The sequence below is a fragment of the Pseudoalteromonas sp. AOP7-A1-14 genome, from assembly GCF_052376275.1.
Taxonomy (GTDB): Bacteria; Pseudomonadota; Gammaproteobacteria; order Enterobacterales; family Alteromonadaceae; genus Pseudoalteromonas.
The window spans coordinates 1-23,305 of record NZ_JBQSVO010000031.1; the positions used below are offsets into that span (position 1 = coordinate 1).

Here is a 23,305-nt window from a genome sequence, read left to right on the forward strand (position 1 = left end):
GCTTATACCTAATGAGAAAAGTAAAGAAGTATTGGCTCGTGCTGATTCGGCGCTGTATAAAGCAAAAAATAATGGCCGAAATCAATTTATAATTGAAGGCACAGATTAAGGTTGTAAAGTATTGATTTTTACTTTGACTAAAAAAGCCCGTACAATTCGCCCTAATTTTTGAGTGTGTTTTCGAGTTAATAGGTAGAGTAGCTGTATTTTATGCATCAAATAGCTGATTTGATTTCTATTTTTGAAGCCACCTTTTACCAAACCTATGATACGCGTTTGGTTAAGGGTGAGCATGAACCCATCTACATTCCACGTGACGAACAAACACCTTATCACCAAATTATTTTTGCCCATGGTTTTTATGCCAGTGCTCTACACGAGATCGCTCATTGGTTAGTGGCAGGTGATAAACGACGATTATTAGAAGATTACGGTTATTGGTATTGCCCTGATGGCCGTGATAAGGCGCAGCAGGCAGAGTTTGAAAGCGTTGAAATTAAACCGCAAGCCATCGAGTGGGCGTTGAGCGTTGCAGCTGGCTTTGCATTTAACGTCTCGGTTGATAATTTAAACGGCGAACAAACCTGCCGGCTTGACTTCCAAGCGCGGGTACACTCGCAAGTACTTAGCTTAGTCGAGCAAGGCTTTAATACTCGCACTCAATTATTATTAAAAGCATTGAGTGATTATTATAGTACCCCATGGCCGCTTTCAGCGAAACAGTTTGCTTGGCAACACCCAAAGGAATTACGTAATGCAGTTTAAATTAGGCTTAATTGTTAATCCGGTTGCGGGCTTAGGCGGTAGTGTCGCTCTTAAAGGCAGTGACGGTGTTGATACCGCCGCCAAAGCAATTGCTCTTGGCGCAGAGCCTAAAGCAAATTTGCGCACTAAAGCGGCACTTGAAGTAATACTGCCGTATAAAGAGCAGTTAACTATTTATACCGTTAGTGGCTCAATGGGCGAAAACACAGCAAAAGAGCTAGGTTTTACCACCGAAGTTATTTATCAAAGTAACACACCGACCACAAGCAACGATACTGAGCTTGCAGCGCAAGCATTGCAGCAATTAGATGTGGATTTAATTTTATTTGCTGGTGGTGACGGCACTGCGCGTAATATTTGCCATGCAGTAGAAGATGCATTACCGGTACTGGGTATTCCTGCAGGGTGTAAAATTCATTCAGGCGTATACGCTATTACACCAAAAGCAGCGGGTAGAGTTGTTGAAATGCTAGTAAAAGGTGAGCTTGTCAGCCTAGGTGATGCTGATGTTATGGATATTGACGAAGTCGCGTTTCGCCAAGGCACTGTAAAAGCTAAACGCTATGGTGAAATGCAAGTACCTAGCGAAGTGCGTTATGTTCAAGCTGTAAAAAATGGCGGCAAAGAAACCGATGAACTTGTACTGATGGATATTGCGGCCTATGTGGTATCAGAAATGGACGAAGACACACTCTATGTTATGGGGAGTGGTTCAACGGTTGCCGCAATTATGCAAGAAATGGGGCTTGATAACACACTATTAGGCGTTGACTTAGTAGAAGATCAAAGCTTGGTAACAAAAGATCTAACTGCTCAGCAGTTACGTGAGCTAACACTTGGTCGTGATACGAAACTAGTGATCACTTTAATTGGTGGCCAAGGGCATATTTTTGGCCGTGGTAATCAGCAGTTAAGCCCAGCTCTTATTCGTAGCATTGGCATCGAGAATATTATTGTGGTGGCTACTAAAACCAAATTACAAGCTTTACAGGGTCGACCGCTTATTAGCGATACCGGCGATAGTGAATTAGATGATGAATTAAGCGGTTATATTCGTGTAACCACCGGATTTAACGACCATATTATGTATGCAGTAGGTCATCAAGATGCGCTGCAAGGTGAGGAGAAGTAAATGAGTTTAGTAAGTTATATCAATGCAGCTCAGCATTATTTTGATGATTTAGTGATTAAAGCGACCGATGATGAGTTATTTGCAGGTGGCTACTTACGCGGCCATTATGATTTAGCCGTTGGTTACGCCGAAGTTGAAGAGCTAACTATTACCATCGAAGAGCTTAATGACACTGTAGAGAAAAGTTTAATTAAAGCCTATCACAATGGTGAGCTTGACGAAGAAGACAAGGTATTAGTGGTGCGCTTGTGGGAGGAAGTTAAAGCGCTCGCCTAAGTGCTTGTTACAGCGATGAAGACTAAAAACGGCAAGCATGCCGTTTTTTTGTGCGCGAATATAAATTGTTCCTAATAAATGATTTTTATGTTTACTAAAAATTTACCTAACACAACATTTGGGTTAATGTATGCGGGTTAAAATTCTAGGGAACAAGCGAAATGAATAACAATAATGATGGGACAATGCCGACAGGGCTTGTTGCACGATTTTTAAACTTTGTAGAAAAAGTCGGAAATAAACTACCGGATCCAGCAATTATATTTTTATTTGCCATGTTGCTGATTTGGGTTTTGTCGTGGTGGTTTTCAGGTGTTAACTTTGATGCCATCGATCCACGTACTGGCGAAGCTATTATTATCAATAATATGTTGGCCAGTGACTCACTTGCCACGTTTTTATCTTCTATGGTAAAAACTTTTACTGGTTTTGCGCCACTGGGCGTAGTACTAGTCGCTATGCTAGGGGTAGGGGTTGCTGAACATTCGGGCTTTATCAATACGGGCTTAAAGCTCATGTTAAAAGTAACACCTAAACAGCTACTTACACCTTCTATTATTTTGGTTGCTATTGTTAGCCACACAGCAACAGATGCCGGTTATGTTTTAGTTATTCCTCTTGCTGGTGTTATTTTTTATGCTGCAGGGCGTCATCCACTTGCAGGTATTGCCGCTGCGTTTGCTGGTGTAAGTGGTGGTTTTGGTGCTAACTTTATTCCATCAGGCATTGATCCATTATTGCAAAGCTTTACTCAAAGTGCAGCGCAAATTATTAACCCAGCGATGTCGATTAACCCGCTTAACAACTGGGCATTCACCTCAGCATCGAGCTTGTTTATTGTGCTATTAGGTTGGTACATCACCGATAAAATTATTGAGCCTAGATTAAAAAATACGGCCGTTGATGGTGAGACTGAGGACTTACCCGCATTTGAAGATGCCCGCAGTGACGAAAAGCGTGCGTTCTTTATTGCAAGCTCTGTAATGATTGCAGGTCTTGCTTTATTGGCGTATGTATCAGCCCCTAGTGACTCCGCTATGCGAAGCGCTGATGGCTCACTTACCAACTTTCGCTCGCCATTAATGCAATCAATTGTACCGCTAATTTTCTTATTGTTTTGGATCCCTGGTGCTGTGTATGGTTTTACTGTAGGCACCTTCAAGAGCTCAAAAGACATGATAGACGCTATGAGTAAAGCTATGCATGGCATGGCTTATTACGTAGTTATGGCTTTCTTCTGTTCGCTTTTTATCGCTGCGTTTAGTAAATCTAACTTAGGTGCGCTTTTGGCTATTGAAGGTGCGCAGCTGTTAAAGGCGATGGAGCTACCAAGTGCTGTTACTGTAGTGGGAATTATCTTTTTAACTGGCTTTGTTAATTTATTTGTAGGCTCAAGCTCAGCTAAGTGGGCGCTACTAGGGCCGGTGTTTGTGCCTATGCTAATGCAGTTAGGTATATCGCCAGATTTAACGCAAGCTGCTTACCGCGTAGGGGATTCAAGCTCCAATATTATCACGCCACTCATGCCATACTTTCCGTTAGTGGTTGTATATTGCCAAAAATATGTAAAAGGCACCGGTATCGGCACACTTATCGCTATGATGCTGCCATACTCAATCGCCTTTATGATCGGCTGGAGTATATTTTTACTCGGTTACTGGGCTATAGGTATTCCACTAGGGCTAGATGCCAGTTATGTCTATCCAGCAGTAACACCGTAAATATAAATAACAATTAAACTAATAGCCCTGCGATGAAGGTGGGGCTTTTTTTGCGTAGGCTTTAAGTAAATCAAATAAAGTGACGCCATAAAAGTAAATACGATTTTTTCTTCATCTACTTCTCATTTTTCTTTAAAATTTTGGCTGGTGGTTGATTTATCGTAGGATTTCGTCAGACTCGACCCAACCTATAGCTAACTATCCTCTTGCATGCTCGCTAACTTTTACTTACTCTCAAACACAAAAAAACCTCGCCATTTGCATGACGAGGTTTTTAGTATCTAGCTAAATTAAATTTATTTAGATGTGAAGCTTACTGGGCGACGCTCTTTACGAGGTCCGCCGCGTTTGTCACCACTTTTACTTGGTGCGCGCTTCTTGTCACCACTTGGGCGCTCGCCACGTGGCTCAGAAGGGCCTTGATCTTGTGTAATTGTCATACCCATTGGGCGTTTACAAATAAACACTTTTTGAAAGTGATCAAGTACATCTTTAGGCATGTTCTGCGGTAACTGTACCGTACTGTGACTGTCGTGTAGACGAATGTCACCAATAAACTTGCTTGAGATATCAGCTTCGTTAGCGATAGCGCCAACAATGTTCTTAACCTGAACGCCATGCTCACGACCTACTTCGATACGGTAAGTATCCATAGGGCCTGCATCACGACTATTACGTTCGCGAGGTTTACGTTCTGCACGCTCACCGCCACGTTCGCCACCGCGCTCGTTACGACGACCACGGTCATTACGTGAGTTGCGATCATTTCTATCGTTACGTTCGCGAGGTTGAATTTTAACTTCTTCAACTTTAATAGGTGATTGTTGCTGTGCTAAACACAGTAACGCACCGGCTAAGTCTTCAGGCGCAGAATTAAGCTTTTCAGCCATGCTTGCAGCCACTTCATTGAAGAAAGAGATATCTTTGTTTTCAAGCGCAAGCGTAAGCTTTTCTTGTAATGCATTGATACGTTTTTCTTCAACAACTTTAGCTGTTGGTAATTCAACTTGAGCAATTTCAGATTTAGTATGACGAATGATATTTTTAAGTAAATAACGTTCGTTATGCTTAACAAATAATATTGCTTTACCCGTACGACCAGCACGACCTGTACGACCGATACGGTGAACGTAGGCTTCAGAGTCTTGTGGAATATCGTAGTTGATAACTAAGCTTAAACGGTCTACATCAAGACCACGAGCCGCTACGTCTGTAGCAATAACTACGTTTAGCATGCCATTTTTTAAGCGATCAACAGTGCGCTCACGCGCTTGCTGGTTCATGTCACCGTTAAGTGGAGCTGCAGAGAAACCTTCACGCTCTAATAACTCAGCTAGTTGTACTGTATCATTACGCGTACGTACGAAAACAATAGCACCTTCATATTGCTCAGCTTCTAAGAACCGAACAATGGCTTTGTTTTTGTGTACGTGGGCATTCCAAAACACTTGCTCAACTGACGATACCGTCGAGTTACGCGCAGAAATATGAACCTGTTCAGGGTTATTCATATATTTGCTGCTGATGTTTTGAATTTGCTTAGGCATAGTCGCAGAGAAAAGACATGTTTGCTTTTCGCGCGGTGTTTTTTCCATGATGCTTTCAACATCATCGATAAAGCCCATACGTAACATTTCATCGGCTTCATCAAGTACAAGTGCTTGTAATGCATCAAACTTGATAGTGCCGCGGTTAATGTGATCGATTAAGCGACCTGGTGTAGCGACAATAACTTGCGCGCCACGACGAAGTGCACTTAATTGGATACTGTAGCTTTGGCCACCATAAAGTGCCAATACTTCAATACCACGAACATGTTTAGCATATTGTTCGAATGCCTCAGCTACTTGGATCGCAAGCTCACGTGTTGGTGTGAGTACAAGGATCTGTGGCTGTTTCACAGACGGGTCAATATTATTAAGTAATGGCAGTGCAAATGCTGCGGTTTTACCTGTACCCGTTTGAGCTAGTCCCAGTACGTCCTTTCTTTCTAGCAATAACGGTATACATTGAGCTTGGATTTCAGATGGAGTCTTGTAACCCAATTCTTCAACTGCTTTCAAAATTGCAGGAGAAAGATTTAAAGATTCAAACGTGACTGGTTCTGACATTAATACGCCTCAACGAATTTAAAGAGGCGCGCATTATATAGGAAATATAAGGCAATTGCTTGTATAAATTACAACTAATTTGTATGTGATTGATGTTGGTTAATATTTAATCAGTTTAATTTTTGAGTAAGTTAAACTGATTAACATATTAGATACAAATCTATTGATAAAGACCTAGGTTTTCCTTGGCATAGGCTTCAAATTCAGTGAAACCACCAACATGTGTTTGGTCTACAAAAATTTGTGGAACAGTCGGGCAAGGTTTACCGGCAGACTGCTCTAAATCAGCTTTACTGATACCTTCTTTATTTATATCAATATAGCGATATTTGAAGTCATCACGCTCGTTCATTAGCTTTTCAGCAACGTTTTTTGCACGAACACAAAAAGGGCAGCCTTCACGGCCAAAAATAACTGTTAGCATATCGTTCTCCTCAATTTTATTTATCACTATCTTAACTAACTGATAGAAAATAAACAGTGCAAAAAAGCGATTAGTCTGTTCGATTTACTCGTTTTTAATTCGCATGTATTTTCGCGCGTACTGAAATACCAAGCTGACTTGAATAACCCATTAAGCGTGAAGAGATCTGTAAATATTCATCAATCACATAATAAGTAGAAAAAGCATTTATTTTATAGTTAGTCTGGATTTGTCGGTCGCTAAGTACAATCGGAGAGTTCAAATTTTAGTTCTTTATAAACTTATTGACCTTTTTTCACATTGATAATCTACAGCAATACCGATGGCGTTAGTATCTATACCTGTAATAGCGCTTTGCAAATTAGGCATGCTGTAGCGAAAAATACTGAACCAAGGAACAAAGAACCACTTTAGTATTGCTTGCGTTAAGCAAATTGCGCTACTGAAATACAGTCACTGCTGTGCTAACTAGGCCTATTAAAAGCAATTGGCCACTATACTGCGTCTTAATTTTACTTAAGCTCCAAAAAACAGTTGTTAGTTACATTTTTATAGTTGAATTAATCAGCTTAGCCCTTAGGTCTGTTTATAAGATAGTTAAAAGTTGTAAATTCTAATGTAAGGAGCACAGATATATAAATACAGAACTTAAACCTGCAATGAAAATGCCAGAGTTAATAGTTAACGATATTGATGATAACGCGGTTGATATCACTAAGCGAGAAACGGATTTACCGTGGAAGATGCTTGTTGTTTATCGAGGAAAGCACTGTCCTTTATGTACTAAACAGCTTAATGAACTTGCAACCATGAAAGATGATTTCACGACTGCAGGAGTCGAGCTAAGTGCAGTCAGTGGCGATAGTGGTGAGCAACTTAAAAAGCACCTTGAACAGCTTGATGTTAACTTCCCTTTATATAGCGGTTTAACGCTTAAGCAAATGACAGAGCTGGGTGTTTATATCAGTGAGCCGCGTAATGAGAACGAAACGGATCATCCATTTTCAGAGCCGATGATTATTGTACTCAATGAACAAAATCAAGTGCATATTCTCGACAGATCAAATGCGCCATTTTCACGCCCAGATTTAAATAGCTTGTTGTCGGGTATTAATTATATCCGCGATAATGATTATCCAATCCGCGGCACATTGGATAAATAGGCGTATTTCGCCACGCATAATTAATGCGTGGCGAAATGTTTTTATGATTTTTTAATTTATTTACTTGAAAACAATTTTACCGTCCATATATAGTTAAGTGAGGACGCCTGATGGGTCCCAAACAAAACTAAAGTAATTGAAAATTATATTATTAATTAACTTTGTCTGTACTTGTTCAACCGAAAAGTAAAGACAAAATATCGCTTAAATAAGAGGATATTATTATGCGTACAGTAGATTTATCACCCCTTTATCGTTCATTTATTGGCTTTGATCATTTAGCATCTTTAATGGATGCAGCAGCTCGCACTGACAAGCAGCCAAGTTTTCCTCCGTATAACATCGAAGCGCTCGATAAAGACAAATATTGTATTACTATGGCCGTTGCAGGCTTTAGTGACAATGAGCTGACCATTGAGTCAGAAAACAATACTTTAAAAGTTGCCGGCGTGAAGGCTGACAAAACTGAAGATAATGAACGTAAGTTTATTCATCAAGGTATTGCAGAGCGCAATTTCGAACGCAAATTCCAGCTAGGCGACCATGTAAAAGTGTTGGGCGCAGATCTTGCCAATGGATTGCTGAGTATTGAACTCCAACGTGAGATACCAGAAGCACTTAAGCCACGTAAAATAGAAATTGGCAGTGGTAACTTGCTAGAAGGTGAATAAACCTTCGTATTTTCCCTGATTATTTGTTGTTTTAGCCGCCTCATTGAGGCGGCTTTTTATTGCAGGTGCAGTAATAAATATCGTTTATAAGCTTTCAATATTATCTAGGCACCACTTAGCGCGCTTTAAAATAGCCTGTTGTTGATGCTTATCTTGTTTGTACCAATTTTTATAAATCATACCAATACGCGGGTTGTTAGTTAGTTGCTGCTCATGGCGTAACATAAACTGCCAATACAAACTGTTAAATGGGCAAGCGCTGTCTTCACTTTTTTGTTTTACATTGTAATGGCAGCTTTTACAGTAATCGCTCATTTTATTTATGTAGTTACCACTGGCTGCATAAGGTTTGGTTGCAATAATTCCGCCATCAGCGAATTGGCTCATGCCACGCGTATTGGGCATTTCAACCCACTCAATGGCATCAATGTATATGCCCAGATACCATTCATCGACTTGTTTTGGATCAATAGCGGTTAGTAAACAAAAGTTGCCGGTAATCATCAATCGTTGAATGTGGTGTGCGTAAGCGGTCTCCAAGCTTTGTTTTATAGCATGCTTCATGCAATTCATTTTTGTTTTTGCGTGCCAAAAATAATCGGGGAGTTTATTGTTTGCTGTAAGATAATTTTTATCGGCGTAATCAGGCATATGTTGCCAGTAAATACCTCGGACAAACTCTCGCCATCCAATAATCTGACGAATAAAGCCTTCTACTTGCGCAATATCGATGTCATCAGGACGAGATGTAAACTCTTCAAGCACCCGACTAACAACTTGCATTGGATGCAACATTTTACTGTTAAGTGCAAACGATAGACGACTATGGTAAAGCGTCCATTGTTCGTTGCTTTGGCAGGTCATCGCGTCTTGAAACTGGCCAAACAGTGGCAAAAGGTGCTTACAAAAGTGATTAAGTAAGCTTTTTGCTTGGCTGCGAGTGGTTGGCCAAATTAAGTTATTTGGGCATTCCCCCATGGTTTCAATAGCGTGCTTTTTAATACGTTTTATAATAGTGGCAACATTGTTATCAAAACATTTGGCGGCGGGGATCGCTGCAATATCTGATTTTTTAAGTTTATTTCTGTTTTGTTTATCAAAATTCCACTGGCCGCCTTGAGGCGTATCATCTTGCATTAGTATATTAAAACGCTTGCGCATGGCTCGATAAAAAAACTCCATTTTAACTGCTTGGTCTTTTTTGAAATGATGTTTAATGTCGGTAAAAGGCAGTAAAAAGTGTTCTGTATCGTGGGCCGTAACGGTGTAGTTACTATTTTTAGCAAACTCCGCAAGCTGGGATTTTAACCGATATTCGTCAGGATATTGGTATTCGATATTATTACACTGATAATGCTTGGCTAAACGATTAAGTAAATCAGGCAGCGAGTTATCGTTTTTTGTGTCATCTAAGGTGAGGTGTAAAACATTAAACTTCGCTTTTTGTAGAGCATTCGCAAAATCTTCCATGGCTTTAAAAAAAGCGGCCACTTTTTGTATATGATGTTTTACATAGTTAGCTTCTTGATGAAGCTCACTAATAACATAAAGTACATCATCCTGAGAGTGCTGCTTAAGCCAGCTGTGATTGGCGTTGAGCTGATCGCCTAAAACTAAACGTAAAGTAGTGTATTTCAAAATAGCCGCCCAAATTTAATTACTACGAATTGTTTAGGAAGTCCGATCGCACTTATTTCATTTTTCCGGTATAAAGGAGTTGATAGCTAATGGAGTGCTGATTTGTGAATACCAATAAACTTTATTTACTCACTGCCCGAACGGCAACTTGCCTATTTGCTGGAACTGTTACGTTTTTGTCAGAGCCAGTACACGCGTCGGTATACAAATGTGAAAAAGAAGGTGTGGTCGAGTTTAGCCAGTTCCCGTGTGGTAAAGATGCAGAACTCATTACCATCAAAGAGCAAAACCCCAGCGTGCCAGGTAACATTATTACTCATAGTCAAAATAACCAAACGCAAAATGGCAGTGTGGATACGTACATACGTATTAAGAAAATTAATGCAAAAATACAAGAGCATCAAAATAAAGTAGATACTTACACTGAGCAAATGAATAATGAAATTGCGACGTTAAAAAATCAATCCGACGCACAATTAAATAATCTGACAGGGGCAAAAAAAGAAACCGCTATTGCTAACCAAATGGCTTCTGTGGCAGAGCGTTATAATTCGTTAATTGAGCGTGAGCAACGTGATGTAGACCGCTTAATCAAAGAAAAGCAACGCCTAGAAATGAATACACAATCTGTATCTCTCTCCCCAAAAAACCAGCAAAGCCAAGAGATTGATTCGTTTATTCGTACTCAACAAATTACGCGTGAAATACAACAGCACCAATCAAAAATAGATACCTATCAAGCGCAAATGAGCCGCGAAATTGAAAGTCTTGAACAGCAAGCCAATGAATCGCCTAGTAATTTAGTAGATGCCACATTTGACAATTCATTATCACGAAAAATGAGTGCAGTGACTGCAAAGTTTAACACCTTAATTGATGTTGAACAGCGTCAAATAGACCGCCTCCAAAACGAACAAAGCAGTATCAAATAGCTCAATAGTAATAATAAACACCTGCATCAACAGCTATGCAGGTGCGCCGTGCGATCCCTTATGGCAATGACATTTGTCTGCGAGAATAGATAGCGGCTCACTACACTATTAAAAAACCGCATAACATACTGCCATCCTTGTTGTTCTGCTTGACTAAAGTCTCGACCTAAATGAATTTTTAAGGTTGTCATGAATGCTGAGCATAGTGTGGGTACGTCTTGCTCAGCCAGTTTAAGTTTGGCAAGAATATTGGCGTGGTGCTCTATGAAGGGTATAACATTCGGGGGGGTATCTAAATGCATAATAGTACGCTCTAGTGCACAATAGAGTAAGTAACTACGTTCATTTATTTGCTCGCCACTAGGGTATTGTAACGACAAAGGCTGGCGTGTAAGTTGATTATAGAAAGTGATAGCAAAACAGTGAAAGTTAGGCTTCAAGGTCGCGATACTGCGTTTTAAAAGAGTGTGATGATATCTGTTCATGATAATGAAAAACCTCTAAAAAATAACGACTGTCTCGAACTGTTATGGCTGAATCTGATTTGAGTATAGTTCAGCCTTGTGTTTTTACATTAAATTAGCGTGTGTTTATTGATTTTCGATTAATGTTCATGCGTATGTAAACTTCACTGCTACGACCATTTTCGCTATATTTTATTCCTATTAACTTTAATTCTAGAGCTTATAAATAGTGCAGCTTAAATGGCTATTACAATGATATTTATTGTGTAGTTTTTGGTTGCTAATTACGCTAAGCACCTTTATAATAGCCGCCATTGATTAGTAACCTTAGTGTATTACTTATTATTAAGTTATAAGTTGGATGCGAGCTAGGGATTAGTACTAATAAATGTGATATTAGTTTTATTACTGATATTTTTGGCGCGGGATGGAGCAGTCTGGTAGCTCGTCGGGCTCATAACCCGAAGGTCGTTGGTTCAAATCCGGCTCCCGCAACCAATCTTTTGTAAGTAGATTTAACTTACAGGTTTAAGTCGCGCATTCTAAGTAATGCGCGTTTTGCGTTTAGGCTTTGAATAGCTTATTTGGTCGCTAAGCGACTCGCAGCCAAGCTTGGCCTAAGGCCACACAGTTTTTATGCTTTAGGTGTGACGCCCCGCTTGGTACGGGGCGTTGTTGTATCTGCGCCACTTGGTTTTCACCAAGTAATAAGCGATGTATTTAGGGCTATAAGCCCTTTTTTTGTTTGTATGGAGAATTTTCGTGACAAAACTTGAGCAAGATTTATTAACCATGCTTTCGCCAGCAGTTGAAATGTTAGGCTTTGAACTGCATGGTCTTGAGTTTGTACAAGCGGGTCGCCATTCTACGCTTAGGGTCTACATTGATCATGATGCGGGGATTTCGGTTGACAATTGCGCAGATGCAAGCCGTCAAGTAAGTGCTATTTTAGATGTCGAAGACCCAATTACAAATGAATATGATTTGGAAGTGTCCTCTCCTGGTGTTGATCGTCCATTATTCAAACAAGATCACTACGAGAAGGCACAGGGAGAAGAAGTACGCGTGCGTACTAAGCTTCCACAAGATGGTCGTCGTAATTTTAAAGGCGATTTAGTAGCAGTTAGCAGTGATATGATTACACTTTCAGTAGATGGTTCTGAGCAGTTAATTATGCTTAGTAATATTGAACGTGCGAACATCATCGCAAAGTTTTAATTCGAGTGCGAAGGAATAGGGCAAGCGAGGCATAACCCATGGCAAAAGAGATATTATTGGTTGCTGAAGCCGTTTCCAATGAGAAAGCGGTTCCAAAAGAAAAGATTTTTGAAGCATTAGAGTTCGCACTAGCGACAGCGACAAAGAAAAAGCACGATGGTGACATTGAAGTACGTGTAGCAATCGACCGTAAAACCGGTGATTACGACACTTACCGTCGTTGGCAGATTGCCGAGATTTTAGAAGATGGTTCATTAGAAAACCCTTACAGCGAAATTACCTTAGAAGCGGCACAAGTTGAAGAACCTGACCTGCAAATGGGCGATTATGTTGAAGAGCAAATTGAATCAATTAAGTTTGACCGTATTACTACGCAAATGGCTAAGCAAGTTATCGTACAAAAGGTACGTGAGGCTGAGCGCGCACTAGTAGTCGAAGCGTATAAAGATCAACAAGGTGAGTTAGTAACAGGTGTGGTTAAAAAAGCCACGCGTGATGCAATCGTACTTGATTTAGGTAACAACGCTGAGGCGGTTATTTATCGTGACGATATGTTACCGCGTGAAAACTTCCGCCCAGGTGATCGTATTCGTGGTTTACTTTATGAAGTAAAACCAGAAGCACGTGGTGCACAGTTATTTGTAACGCGTTCTAAGCCAGAAATGTTAATGGAGTTATTCCGCATTGAGGTGCCAGAGATTGGCGAAGAAATGATTGAACTTCGTGCAGCTGCACGTGATCCAGGATCTCGCGCTAAAATCGCTGTTAAATCTAACGACAAACGTATTGATCCTGTTGGAGCGTGTGTTGGTATGCGTGGCGCACGTGTTCAAGCTGTTTCATCAGAGCTTGGCGGCGAACGTGTTGATATCGTTTTATACGATGATAACCCTGCGCAGTTTGTTATTAATTCAATGGCGCCTGCTGAAGTTGCATCAATCGTAATGGATGAAGACACTCACTCAATGGATATCGCAGTAGAAGCCGATAACTTAGCACAAGCGATTGGTCGAAATGGTCAAAATGTACGTCTTGCTAGTCAGTTAACTGGTTGGGAATTGAACGTCATGACTGTTGAAGACATGCGTACTAAAAACGAAGCTGAATCAGATAAGTTAATTAACTTATTCACTCAATATCTAGATATTGATGATGAGTTTGCATCACTACTAATTAACGAAGGTTTCTCAACCCTTGAAGAAGTAGCATATGTACCAGCCTCTGAGTTTTTAGAAATTGATGGTTTAGATGAAGAAACTGTGGACGCACTTCGTTCACGCGCTAAAGACGCATTAACGACTAAAGCACTTAAAGATGAAGAAAGCTTAGATGGTGTAGAACCAGCTGAAGACTTACTTACGCTTGAAGGCTTAGAGCGTCATTTAGCATTTGTTATGGCCAGTAAAGGGGTTATAACGTTAGAAGATTTAGCCGAACAAGGCATAGATGAATTAGTGGATATTACAGAGCTTTCTTCAGAGAAAGCTGGTGAGCTTATCATGGCTGCACGTAATATTTGTTGGTTTGCAGACGAGTAATTTATTAACGGAGGTATAATACACCATGGCAGAAGTAAACGTTGAAAAACTAGCCGGAGATATAGGTACAACTGTTGATAAATTGCTACAGCAGTTTTCACAAGCCGGTATTACCAAACAAGCTGGTGATAATGTTACTGAAACTGAAAAAGCGACATTACTTGATCACTTAAGTAAATCACACGGTGGCACGGGTTCTGATGGCCCTGCACGTATGACCTTACAGCGTAAGAGCAAAAGCACACTAAGTGTAACCGGCTCTACCGGTAAAGCGAAAGCGGTACAAGTTGAAGTGCGTAAAACCCGCACTTACGTTAAAAAAAGCGCTCTTGAGCAACAGCAAGAACAAGAACGCTTAGCCGCTGAAGAAGCAGCACATCGTGCTGAACAAGAGCAAGCAGCAAAAGAAGCTGCTGAGCTTAAAGCCAAACAAGACGCTGAACGTAAAGCCAAAGAAGAAGCTGATCGTAAAGCGAAAGAAGAAGCTAAACGAAAAGCTGATGCTGAACGTTTAGCGAAACAACAGCAGATGACCCCTGAGCAAAGTGCTAAGTCTGAGAAAGATCGCATCGAAGCTGAGCGTCTGCAAAAAGAAGCAGAAGAGGCCGCATTGAATAAAGCTGAAGAAGAAGCGAAACGTCAAGCAGAAGAGGCAAGAAAGCTAGCTGAAGAGAACTCAGTACGCTGGAAGAAAGAAGAAGAAGAACGTAAGAAACGTGAAGAAACCGCGGATCACCATCTTACGACTTCAACTTACGCACGTGAAGCAGAAGATGTTGCTGATGCGCGTGATGAGCAAGGTTCACGCCGTGCGAAGAAAAAGAAAAAAGCACCAGGAAAGGATCGGTTCGCTGGTTCTAAGGGAAAAAAAGGTAAGCTTAAAGCTCCTACATCACTACAGCATGGCTTCCAAAAGCCAACTGCGGATGTGAAAAATGAAGTACGCATTAGCGAAACAATCACAGTAGCTGAGCTTGCATCACGCATGGCCATTAAAGGCGCTGAAGTTGTCAAAACAATGATGAAAATGGGTGACATGGTTACTATTAACCAAGTGATAGACCAAGAAACTGCGCAACTTGTTGCAGAGGAAATGGGTCACAAGGTTATCATTGTTAATGAAAACGAATTAGAGCAAACAGTACTGAACGACCGTCATGAAGATGGCAAATCTGAACCACGTGCTCCTGTTGTTACTGTAATGGGTCACGTTGACCATGGTAAAACATCAACACTTGATTATATTCGTGAAGCAAAAGTAGCATCAGGCGAAGCCGGTGGTATTACTCAGCATATTGGTGCATACCACGTTGACACTAACGGCCACATGATCACGTTCTTAGATACCCCTGGTCATGCTGCGTTTACTTCAATGCGTGCACGTGGTGCGAAAGCAACTGATATCGTAATCCTAGTCGTTGCAGCAGATGATGGCGTAATGCCACAAACTAAAGAAGCGGTACAGCATGCTCGCGCAGCTGGCGTTCCTTTAATTATTGCTGTTAACAAAATGGATAAAGAAGGCGCAGATCCAGATCGCGTTAAAAACGAGTTATCTCAATTTGACGTTATTCCTGAAGACTGGGGCGGTGAAACACAATTTGTTCATATCTCTGCAAAAACAGGTTTAGGTATTGATGATTTACTTGAAGCGATAGTAAACCAAGCTGAGTTATTAGAGCTATCAGCTCCTAGTGAAGGTATGGCAGCGGGTGTGGTAATTGAATCTCGCCTTGATAAAGGTCGTGGTCCTGTTGCTTCTGTGCTTGTGCAGTCTGGTACACTAAACCAAGGTGATATCGTACTATGTGGTCTTGAATACGGCCGCGTACGTGCAATGAAAGATGAAAACGGTAAAGACATCAAGTCTGCGGGTCCTTCAATTCCAGTTGAAATTCTAGGTTTGTCAGGTATTCCTGCGGCCGGTGATGAAGCGACTGTTGTTAAGGATGAGCGTAAAGCGCGTGAAGTTGCTTTATATCGCCAAGGTAAATTCCGCGATGTTAAACTTGCTCGTCAGCAAAAAGCGAAACTTGAGAACATGTTTACTAACATGACTGAAGGCGATGTATCTGAAGTTAACATCGTGCTTAAAGCAGACGTTCAAGGTTCAATTGAAGCGATTGCAGATTCACTAACTAAACTCTCTACTGATGAAGTTAAAGTGAAGATTGTTGGCTCTGGTGTTGGTGGTATAACTGAAACAGACGCAACACTTGCTGCAGCGTCTAACGCGATTGTAGTTGGCTTTAACGTTCGTGCTGATGCATCTGCTCGTAAGGTTATCGATACTGAGAACTTAGACCTACGTTACTATGGCGTTATTTACAGCTTGATTGACGAAGTTAAACAGGCAATGTCTGGTATGCTTGCGCCTGAATTCAAACAAGAGATCATTGGTCTTGCTCAAGTACGTGATGTATTTAAGTCACCTAAAATTGGCGCTATCGCTGGTTGTATGGTTACTGAAGGTACTATTAAGCGTAGCGCACCAATTCGTGTACTTCGTGAAAACGTGGTTATTTACGAAGGGGAGCTTGAGTCATTACGTCGCTTTAAAGATGATGTTCAAGACGTTCGTAACGGTATGGAATGTGGTATCGGCGTTAAGAACTACAATGATGTTAAAGTTGGCGACCAAATCGAAGTATTTGAAACAGTTGAAGTACAACGTAGTCTTTAATTGTTAACTTGCTAAACTAATAAATGGGGGCTTAGCCCCCATTTGTGTATCTATTATTTAATTATCTTATTATTATTTTTCAATAAGTTATATTTTTAGGACCAGTACAATGAGAGAGTTTTCTCGCACTGATCGTGTTGCACAGCAAATTCAAAAAGAAATTGCCGTGATTTTACAACGCGAAATTAAAGATCCACGCTTAGGTATGGTGACAGTGTCTGCGGTAGAAGTATCGCGCGACTTATCTTATGCCAAAGTATTTATCACGGTATATAACACCGAAGATGAAAACGCAGCAAAACAAAGTGCCAAAGTACTTAACGAAGCAACCGGTTACATTCGCTCGTTATTAGGCAAGCGTATTCGTGCGCGTATTATGCCAGAGCTTAAATTCACAGTTGATAATTCATTAATGGAAGGGATGCGTATCTCTAACTTAGTGGATTCAGTTATTCGTGAAGATAACGCTAAGCACATTGATGATGAAACAGATAACGAAGAAGGCACAAAAGACTAATGGCTAGGCGCAGTAAAGGTCGCCCAATTGACGGTATTTTATTATTAAATAAGCCAGAAGGCATTACATCTAATAAAGCGTTGCAACAAGCTAAAGGTATTTACTTTGCACAAAAAGCGGGGCACACCGGTGCACTGGATCCGCTGGCGACCGGGATGTTACCAATCTGTTTTGGTGAAGCGACTAAGTTTTCCCAGTTTTTACTCGATATAGATAAAACCTATGTAGTACGGGCTAAGCTAGGTGAACGCACAACTACGTCTGACTCAGAAGGTGAAGTAGTCAGCAGTAAAGAAGTCAATGTCACACACGCGCAGTTAAGCAAGGAAGTGGCTGATTTTTTAGGTGAGTCGGAACAATACCCGTCAATGTACTCAGCACTTAAGTACGAAGGTAAGCCTTTGTATAAGTATGCCCGTGAAGGCATTGAAGTGCCGCGTAAATGCCGAAAAATTAACGTTTATAGTATTACGCTTGATGAGTTTGATGAAGTAAGTAACGAAATACAAATGACCGTACATGTTTCTAAAGGCACGTACATTCGCACTATCGTAGATGATTTAGGTGAAAAGCTAGGTTGTGGTGCGCATGTGATAATGCTTCATCGTAGCGCAGTGGGTCATTATCCAAGCGATAAAATGGTCACTCTTGAGCAGCTTGAAGAAAAGCTACAACAGGCACAAACAGAAGAATTATCACCTTCTGTATATTTAGATACGCTGTTATTGCCAATAGATACAGCATTAGTTGACTTACCAGTGATTGAGATAAGCCATGAACAAGGCCTTGCTTTTAGTCACGGCCAAGCGGTAGTGATAGGTCAGCCACTCCCTGATGGGCCTGTTAAGGTTATGGCTGCGGGTACTTTTATTGGCACTGGTGAAAAAAACCGTGATGGCCACTTAAAGTCAAAGCGTGGCTTATCTAACCAATTACCAGAAAACTCATAAAGTTTAACTTGTAGTTATGCTGTAAGCTGGTAAAATGCGCACGCTTAATCGTTTTGGCTGAATTAGTGATCGGCTAAAGCACCTTTTAAATTTATTTTTGGAGTTACTATGTCACTAAGCAATCAAGAAAAAATCGATATCATCGCAAAATTCGCACGTGCAGAAGGCGACACTGGTTCACCTGAAGTACAAGTTGCACTTTTAACTTTTGATATCAACAAGCTTCAAGGTCACTTTGCTGATCACAAGCATGACTTCCACTCTCGTCGTGGTCTGCTTCGTAAAGTAAGCACTCGTCGTAAATTGCTTGATTACCTTAAAGGTAAAGATATCTCGCGTTATACTGCGTTAATCAAAGAACTTGGCCTACGTCGCTAAGCAATTGATTATCAAAAAAGGAGCTTTTTAGCTCCTTTTTTTGTGCCTGTAGTTTAATCTAAGCTCTTCAAAACATGTGATAATCTCTCTCTAATTTGCGGTTACAACCGCTGCATATTAGTCACTCTTTTTATTAAATGCTGGACTCGCATTTTTACGTCGCTTTGGTATATACTATGCGCGTAGATAAAAAGGTTTATCTACGTTTATTCACATCATTGCCAATTGTAGTACTTAATTGATTTCCAACTGAATACAATTATGTACTGTAATTGGTACTTTGATGAAAAATTTAGAACATTTAAAAATCATTTAAGGACATTTTAAGTGCAAGCAATTATTAAAGAATTTCAACTAGGTCAGCACACTGTAACCCTAGAAACTGGTGCAATCGCTCGTCAAGCAGACGGCGCTGTACTTGCAAGTATTGGCGACACTTCAGTATTAGTTACTGTTGTTGGTAAGCGTGAAGCACAACCTGGTCAAGACTTTTTCCCACTAACAGTTAACTACCAAGAGCGTATGTACGCTGCAGGTCGTATTCCTGGTGGCTTCTTAAAACGTGAAGGTCGTCCTAACGACGGTGAAACACTTATCGCACGTCTTATTGACCGTCCAATTCGTCCACTTTTCCCAAATGGTTTCGTAAACGAAGTACAAGTTATTGCTACTGTTGTTTCTGTTAATCCTGAAATTCAACCGGATATGGTTGCGATGATTGGTACTTCAGCGGCACTTGCCATCTCTGGTATTCCATTTAGCGGTCCAATTGGTGCATCACGTGTTGGTTACATCGACGGTGAATATGTACTTAACCCAACACTAAAAGAGCTTGAAGAAAGCCAACTTGATTTAGTTGTTGCGGGTACTGATAACGCAGTGCTAATGGTTGAGTCAGAAGCAGACGTACTTGCTGAAGACGTAATGCTAGGTGCGGTTGTTTATGGTCATGAGCAATCTCAGTCTATCATCAACGCTATCAACGAATTTAAAGCAGAAGCTGGCAAACCTACATGGGATTGGACTGCTCCTGAGAAAAACGTATCTCTAGAAGAGAAAGTTGCATCTTTAGCTGCAGATAAAGTAGGCGAAGCTTACCGCATCACTGATAAAGTAGCACGTAAAGAAGCATTAGGCGCAGCGAAAGACGTTGTTGTTGAAGCATTAACGAGCGAACTTGCTGAAGGCGAGTCTTTAGACAAGCAAGAAGTAGGCAAAGTATTTGGCTCTCTTGAGAAGAGAATCGTTCGTGGCCGTATCGCCGCTGGCGAAAAGCGTATCGATGGACGTGAACCAGATATGATCCGCGCACTTGACGTAATGACCGGTGTATTACCGCGTACTCATGGTTCAGCTATCTTTACCCGTGGTGAAACTCAAGCATTAGTTACGGCTACACTAGGTACAGAACGTGATTCACAGTTAATCGACGATTTAACTGGCACGCATAAAAACCACTTTATGCTTAACTACAACTTCCCTCCGTTCTGCGTAGGCGAAACTGGTTTTGTTGGTTCTCCTAAGCGTCGCGAAATTGGTCACGGTAACCTGGCTAAGCGTGGTATTTCTGCTGTAATGCCAACATTGACTGAATTCCCATATTCAATCCGTGTAGTATCTGAAATCACTGAATCAAACGGTTCATCTTCAATGGCGTCAGTATGTGGTACTTCACTTGCACTTATGAATGCAGGTGTACCAATCAAAGCTTCTGTTGCAGGTATCGCTATGGGTCTAGTTAAAGAAGACGAGAAGTTCGTTGTTCTTTCTGACATTTTAGGTGATGAAGATCACTTAGGTGACATGGACTTTAAAGTTGCGGGTACTTCAAACGGTATTACAGCTCTACAGATGGATATCAAAATTGAAGGTATCACTCAAGAGATCATGCAGATTGCCCTTAAACAAGCAAAAGCTGCACGTTTACACATCTTAGGTGTAATGGACGAAGCAATTTCAGCGCCGTCTGAAGAGCTTTCTATGTTTGCTCCACGCATCTATACGATGAAAATACCACAGAAGAAAATCGCTGAAGTTATTGGTAAAGGCGGCGCAACTATTCGTCAGCTTACTGAAGAAACAGGTACTACGATTGAAATTGGTGATGATGGCACAATTAAAATTGCCGCTACAGATGGCGAAAGTGCAGCTAATGCAATTAGCCGTATTGAGCAATTAACTGCTGAACTTGAAGTAGGTACTATCTACGAAGGTAAAGTTGTACGTATTGTTGATTTCGGTGCGTTTGTAAACATTCTTCCTGGTAAAGATGGTTTAGTACATATTTCTCAAATTAGTACTGAGCGCGTTAATAACGTGGCTGATCACCTTTCTGAAGGTCAAGAAGTTAAAGTTAAAGTACTAGAAGTAGATCGCCAAGGCCGTGTACGTCTAAGTATTAAAGAAGCAATGGAGTCAGCACCTGCGGCTGATGAGTCTAGCGACGCATAATTGTTGATATTTAATCCAGTTATTTACTGGATACTGTAAAAAGGGGCTGTTTAGCCCTTTTTTTTTGTGCTTTAATGAAACCTCTTTATATACGTCTTGTCTATATTGCTTACTTTTCAGGTATTAAGGATTTTAATGATTTTTAAACATTTAGCCTTGGCATCGTTTGCTATTTTGTCTTTAAGCGCTTGCCAAGCTACATCAGATGCACAACCCGCACCGATTGTTAATGTGCCTTTTACCGCACCATTATCGTCTGATTTTCGAAGCGAAATAGCCATTGCCCGCTATTCAGAATTACTTAATCGCGCTGATTTAACGTCCGATCAGCAAGCCAAGCTTTATTATGACCGTGGTGTATTATTTGACAGTTTAGGTATGACGACGTTAGCTCGTATTGACTTTAATCGTGCAGTTAAAATGAAGCCTGACTTATCTGAAGTGTATAATTTTTTAGGCACACACCAAACACTAATGCAGCAGTATGGAAAAGCCTATGAGTTTTTTGATTCGGCACTAGAGCTTAACGATAAGCATGAGTACACTTATCTTAGCAGAGGGATCGCGCTTTATTATGGCGACCGTCCACGTTTAGCTGCTGCTGACTTTAGTGAATTTTTAGCACGATCTCCTAACGATGTATACCGTATTTTATGGTTATATTTAGCGCAAGCAGAAGATGATCAGATGCAAGCGCTCGGTGACTTAAAATCTAATGCACAAGGGCTTGATGAAAGCCAATGGGCTTACCAATTAATAGCTTTGTACGCTGGTGATATCGATGAAGACACTTTTTTAAACAGCATAAGTGAAGGTGTAAGCTCAGAAAAAGAGTACGCTCAGCGCTTATGCGAAGCCTATTTTTATTTAGCGAAGCAGCATCAAGCCGAAGGTAACACTAATCTTGCCGCTGATTATTTTCGCTTAGCACTTTCGACCAATGTTCATGAATTTCTTGAGTACAAATACGCTCGGTTAGAGCTGGAGATAATGGCAGGTGAAGACGCCAGTTAATGCGTTAAAAGTTGCTCTTTGTTGTTTGGGTTTGTTATGTATAGCAGGCTCAAGCAATCATTATTTTAAGTTGGCTTTTTATCATAGCCAGCTGCAATCGCGAACTACAACACAAAGTTACTTTCAATTTCCTGGGCGTTATTTAAGCCACCTTAATGATGTAAACGATGACAGCCTGTTTGAACTTGTTACTTTGGGTGTTCATGATGCAACGTTTCATTGGTCGTTACGACTACTTGAGAAAGACTATGTAAAACGTGCTAAACGTTACTGGGAAAGTACTGTTGTCACACAAAAACCACCACAGCGTCTGCAATTAGCTGAGCAACTCCTGCGTTTAAAGCAATGGCCTGATATGGCCGCGCTTGCCAAGCAATCATTAATTCCTAACAGTACTGAACTTGAAATCATTAAACTGCATCTTGGGGTACTACCAAGAGAAATTAGTTCTCAGTTTGCCAAAGAATATTCTTTTTTACTAAATGCCCAGCAAGCCAAAGCCAGCTTAAAGTGTCGCTTTAATGTGTTATTAATGAGCGATCACTTGCAAGGTTTAGAGGTGCTTAATACGTATAAAACACGTTACCAGCAGCAACCAGAGCCAAGCGAGGGTAGCTTTTGTTTGTCAGCGCCGGTTTATCTTGGTAAAAAAATTAGCTGTAATAATAATCCAAAGCAGCGTGCATATTGTCAGTGGCGGCCTTTTTTTGAAAAGACCCGCTTAGCGGAAGGTTTTGACTTTATTGTGATGATGCCGCGTAAAGGCACCGCAAGTGTGCAAAGTGGTATTATGCACTTAAGTTCAAATAGTCATTATGGGGTATTTTTGCATGAGCTTATGCATTTCAGTGGTTTTGAAGATGAGTACCCACTACCAATTGCTAAACAACAATGGTTATGTGGGTTAGCGGGGAGAGTCGCGCCTAATCTCTTTATTAGCCATGGTAATCCACCACCAGAAGGGTGGCATCTTAGTCAGGCATGCAACCAAGCTGGGAAGGCTTATAAACCGGCTAAAAACTTTTCGATTATGCAGTATCAACAGCAACCTTTGTCGGCAGAATACAGACGTTTATGGCAGCAACAAGTTGATGATTTATCAGTTAAACCGCTTAGATATACTGATTTATTTAGCCGTTTTTCTGAGGCAGATAGAGGCATCAACAATATGATAAATAAAAACCTGAGTGAATAATTCTGTAAACAATCTGAATTTAATGTGAAGGGTGCTTAAAATTACAGCGAATAGGCCCTGCTAC

At 40.8% G+C, this 23,305-nt stretch carries 21 protein-coding genes and 1 tRNA gene; 17 read left to right on the top strand and 5 right to left on the bottom strand.

Features of this window, described 5'->3' with window-relative positions; translation table 11 throughout:
* The first annotated feature begins 210 nt into the window (after positions 1 to 210).
* From ACT3RM_RS07090 to ACT3RM_RS07105, 4 genes are all read left to right on the top strand, one after another.
* Entirely contained in the window at positions 211 to 765 is a 555-nt protein-coding gene (locus tag ACT3RM_RS07090) for an elongation factor P hydroxylase (protein WP_441993110.1), read from the top strand.
* Positions 755 to 1,897 (top strand): ATP-NAD kinase family protein, encoded by a 1,143-nt coding sequence (locus ACT3RM_RS07095; protein ID WP_441993109.1) that lies wholly within the window; start codon positions 755 to 757, stop codon positions 1,895 to 1,897. The genes ACT3RM_RS07090 and ACT3RM_RS07095 overlap by 11 nt, the downstream gene beginning before the upstream one ends.
* Positions 1,898 to 2,173, top strand: a complete 276-nt coding sequence (locus ACT3RM_RS07100; protein ID WP_441993108.1) for a YfcL family protein — start codon at positions 1,898 to 1,900, stop codon at positions 2,171 to 2,173.
* Between the two features lie 161 nt (positions 2,174 to 2,334).
* Positions 2,335 to 3,894: an AbgT family transporter gene (locus tag ACT3RM_RS07105; protein WP_441836211.1), complete on the top strand. Its 1,560-nt coding sequence runs from the start codon at positions 2,335 to 2,337 to the stop codon at positions 3,892 to 3,894.
* 296 nt (positions 3,895 to 4,190) lie between these two features.
* Here the strand turns inward: ACT3RM_RS07105 and ACT3RM_RS07110 are convergent, their stop codons facing one another.
* The 3 genes from ACT3RM_RS07110 to ACT3RM_RS07120 all read right to left on the bottom strand — a co-directional run bounded on the left by ACT3RM_RS07110 (position 4,191) and on the right by ACT3RM_RS07120 (position 6,691).
* Positions 4,191 to 6,005, bottom strand: a complete 1,815-nt coding sequence (locus ACT3RM_RS07110) for a DEAD/DEAH box helicase (RefSeq protein WP_441836212.1) — start codon at positions 6,003 to 6,005, stop codon at positions 4,191 to 4,193.
* A 160-nt stretch (positions 6,006 to 6,165) separates the two neighbouring features.
* Positions 6,166 to 6,429: a GrxA family glutaredoxin gene (locus ACT3RM_RS07115; RefSeq protein WP_441836213.1), complete on the bottom strand. Its 264-nt coding sequence runs from the start codon at positions 6,427 to 6,429 to the stop codon at positions 6,166 to 6,168.
* 94 nt (positions 6,430 to 6,523) lie between these two features.
* A complete protein-coding gene (locus ACT3RM_RS07120) occupies positions 6,524 to 6,691 on the bottom strand; it encodes a hypothetical protein (protein WP_441836214.1) in 168 nt (55 codons plus the stop codon).
* 403 nt (positions 6,692 to 7,094) lie between these two features.
* On the opposite strand from ACT3RM_RS07120, the gene ACT3RM_RS07125 reads away from it, so the two are divergent.
* Both ACT3RM_RS07125 and ACT3RM_RS07130 read left to right on the top strand, forming a co-directional pair.
* Entirely contained in the window at positions 7,095 to 7,592 is a 498-nt protein-coding gene (locus ACT3RM_RS07125; protein ID WP_441836215.1) for a redoxin domain-containing protein, read from the top strand.
* Between the two features lie 224 nt (positions 7,593 to 7,816).
* Positions 7,817 to 8,263: an Hsp20 family protein gene (locus ACT3RM_RS07130; protein ID WP_441836216.1), complete on the top strand. Its 447-nt coding sequence runs from the start codon at positions 7,817 to 7,819 to the stop codon at positions 8,261 to 8,263.
* Positions 8,264 to 8,347: 84 nt separating this feature from the next.
* Here the strand turns inward: ACT3RM_RS07130 and ACT3RM_RS07135 are convergent, their stop codons facing one another.
* Positions 8,348 to 9,904, bottom strand: coding sequence for a cryptochrome/photolyase family protein (locus ACT3RM_RS07135; RefSeq protein ID WP_441836219.1), 1,557 nt, complete (start codon positions 9,902 to 9,904; stop codon positions 8,348 to 8,350).
* Between the two features lie 101 nt (positions 9,905 to 10,005).
* Between ACT3RM_RS07135 and ACT3RM_RS07140 the strand changes: the two genes are divergently transcribed.
* A complete protein-coding gene (locus tag ACT3RM_RS07140) occupies positions 10,006 to 10,833 on the top strand; it encodes a hypothetical protein (RefSeq protein WP_441836217.1) in 828 nt (275 codons plus the stop codon).
* Between the two features lie 26 nt (positions 10,834 to 10,859).
* Here the strand turns inward: ACT3RM_RS07140 and ACT3RM_RS07145 are convergent, their stop codons facing one another.
* Positions 10,860 to 11,318, bottom strand: a complete 459-nt coding sequence (locus tag ACT3RM_RS07145; protein WP_441994729.1) for a globin — start codon at positions 11,316 to 11,318, stop codon at positions 10,860 to 10,862.
* A gap of 400 nt (positions 11,319 to 11,718) precedes the next feature.
* Here ACT3RM_RS07145 and ACT3RM_RS07150 point away from each other — a divergent pair.
* The 10 genes from ACT3RM_RS07150 to ACT3RM_RS07195 all read left to right on the top strand — a co-directional run bounded on the left by ACT3RM_RS07150 (position 11,719) and on the right by ACT3RM_RS07195 (position 23,241).
* Positions 11,719 to 11,795 (top strand) — tRNA-Met (locus ACT3RM_RS07150).
* 264 nt (positions 11,796 to 12,059) lie between these two features.
* Positions 12,060 to 12,515, top strand: coding sequence for a ribosome maturation factor RimP (rimP, locus tag ACT3RM_RS07155; protein WP_441836316.1), 456 nt, complete (start codon positions 12,060 to 12,062; stop codon positions 12,513 to 12,515).
* Between the two features lie 38 nt (positions 12,516 to 12,553).
* Positions 12,554 to 14,053, top strand: a complete 1,500-nt coding sequence (nusA, locus tag ACT3RM_RS07160; RefSeq protein ID WP_441833759.1) for a transcription termination factor NusA — start codon at positions 12,554 to 12,556, stop codon at positions 14,051 to 14,053.
* 25 nt (positions 14,054 to 14,078) lie between these two features.
* Positions 14,079 to 16,736 carry a translation initiation factor IF-2 gene (gene infB / locus ACT3RM_RS07165; RefSeq protein ID WP_441836315.1) on the top strand — a complete coding sequence of 886 codons (2,658 nt, stop codon included), beginning with the start codon at positions 14,079 to 14,081 and terminating at the stop codon, positions 16,734 to 16,736.
* A gap of 109 nt (positions 16,737 to 16,845) precedes the next feature.
* Positions 16,846 to 17,253 carry a 30S ribosome-binding factor RbfA gene (gene rbfA, locus ACT3RM_RS07170; protein ID WP_441836314.1) on the top strand — a complete coding sequence of 136 codons (408 nt, stop codon included), beginning with the start codon at positions 16,846 to 16,848 and terminating at the stop codon, positions 17,251 to 17,253.
* Complete coding sequence (gene truB, locus ACT3RM_RS07175) at positions 17,253 to 18,203, top strand: tRNA pseudouridine(55) synthase TruB (RefSeq protein WP_441836313.1); 951 nt, start codon at positions 17,253 to 17,255, stop codon at positions 18,201 to 18,203. The genes rbfA and truB overlap by 1 nt, the downstream gene beginning before the upstream one ends.
* 108 nt (positions 18,204 to 18,311) lie before the next feature.
* Positions 18,312 to 18,581, top strand: coding sequence for a 30S ribosomal protein S15 (gene rpsO, locus ACT3RM_RS07180; protein ID WP_006793376.1), 270 nt, complete (start codon positions 18,312 to 18,314; stop codon positions 18,579 to 18,581).
* Positions 18,582 to 18,908: 327 nt separating this feature from the next.
* On the top strand, positions 18,909 to 21,032 hold the full coding sequence (pnp, locus tag ACT3RM_RS07185; RefSeq protein WP_441835982.1) for a polyribonucleotide nucleotidyltransferase: 2,124 nt from the start codon (positions 18,909 to 18,911) through the stop codon (positions 21,030 to 21,032).
* 135 nt (positions 21,033 to 21,167) lie between these two features.
* The gene (gene nlpI / locus ACT3RM_RS07190) at positions 21,168 to 22,046 is read left to right on the top strand and encodes a lipoprotein NlpI (RefSeq protein WP_441835981.1); all 879 of its coding nucleotides are present in this window, start codon (positions 21,168 to 21,170) and stop codon (positions 22,044 to 22,046) included.
* The gene (locus tag ACT3RM_RS07195; protein ID WP_441835980.1) at positions 22,030 to 23,241 is read left to right on the top strand and encodes a hypothetical protein; all 1,212 of its coding nucleotides are present in this window, start codon (positions 22,030 to 22,032) and stop codon (positions 23,239 to 23,241) included. Before nlpI ends, ACT3RM_RS07195 begins: the two co-directional genes overlap by 17 nt.
* Positions 23,242 to 23,305 lie beyond the last annotated feature (64 nt).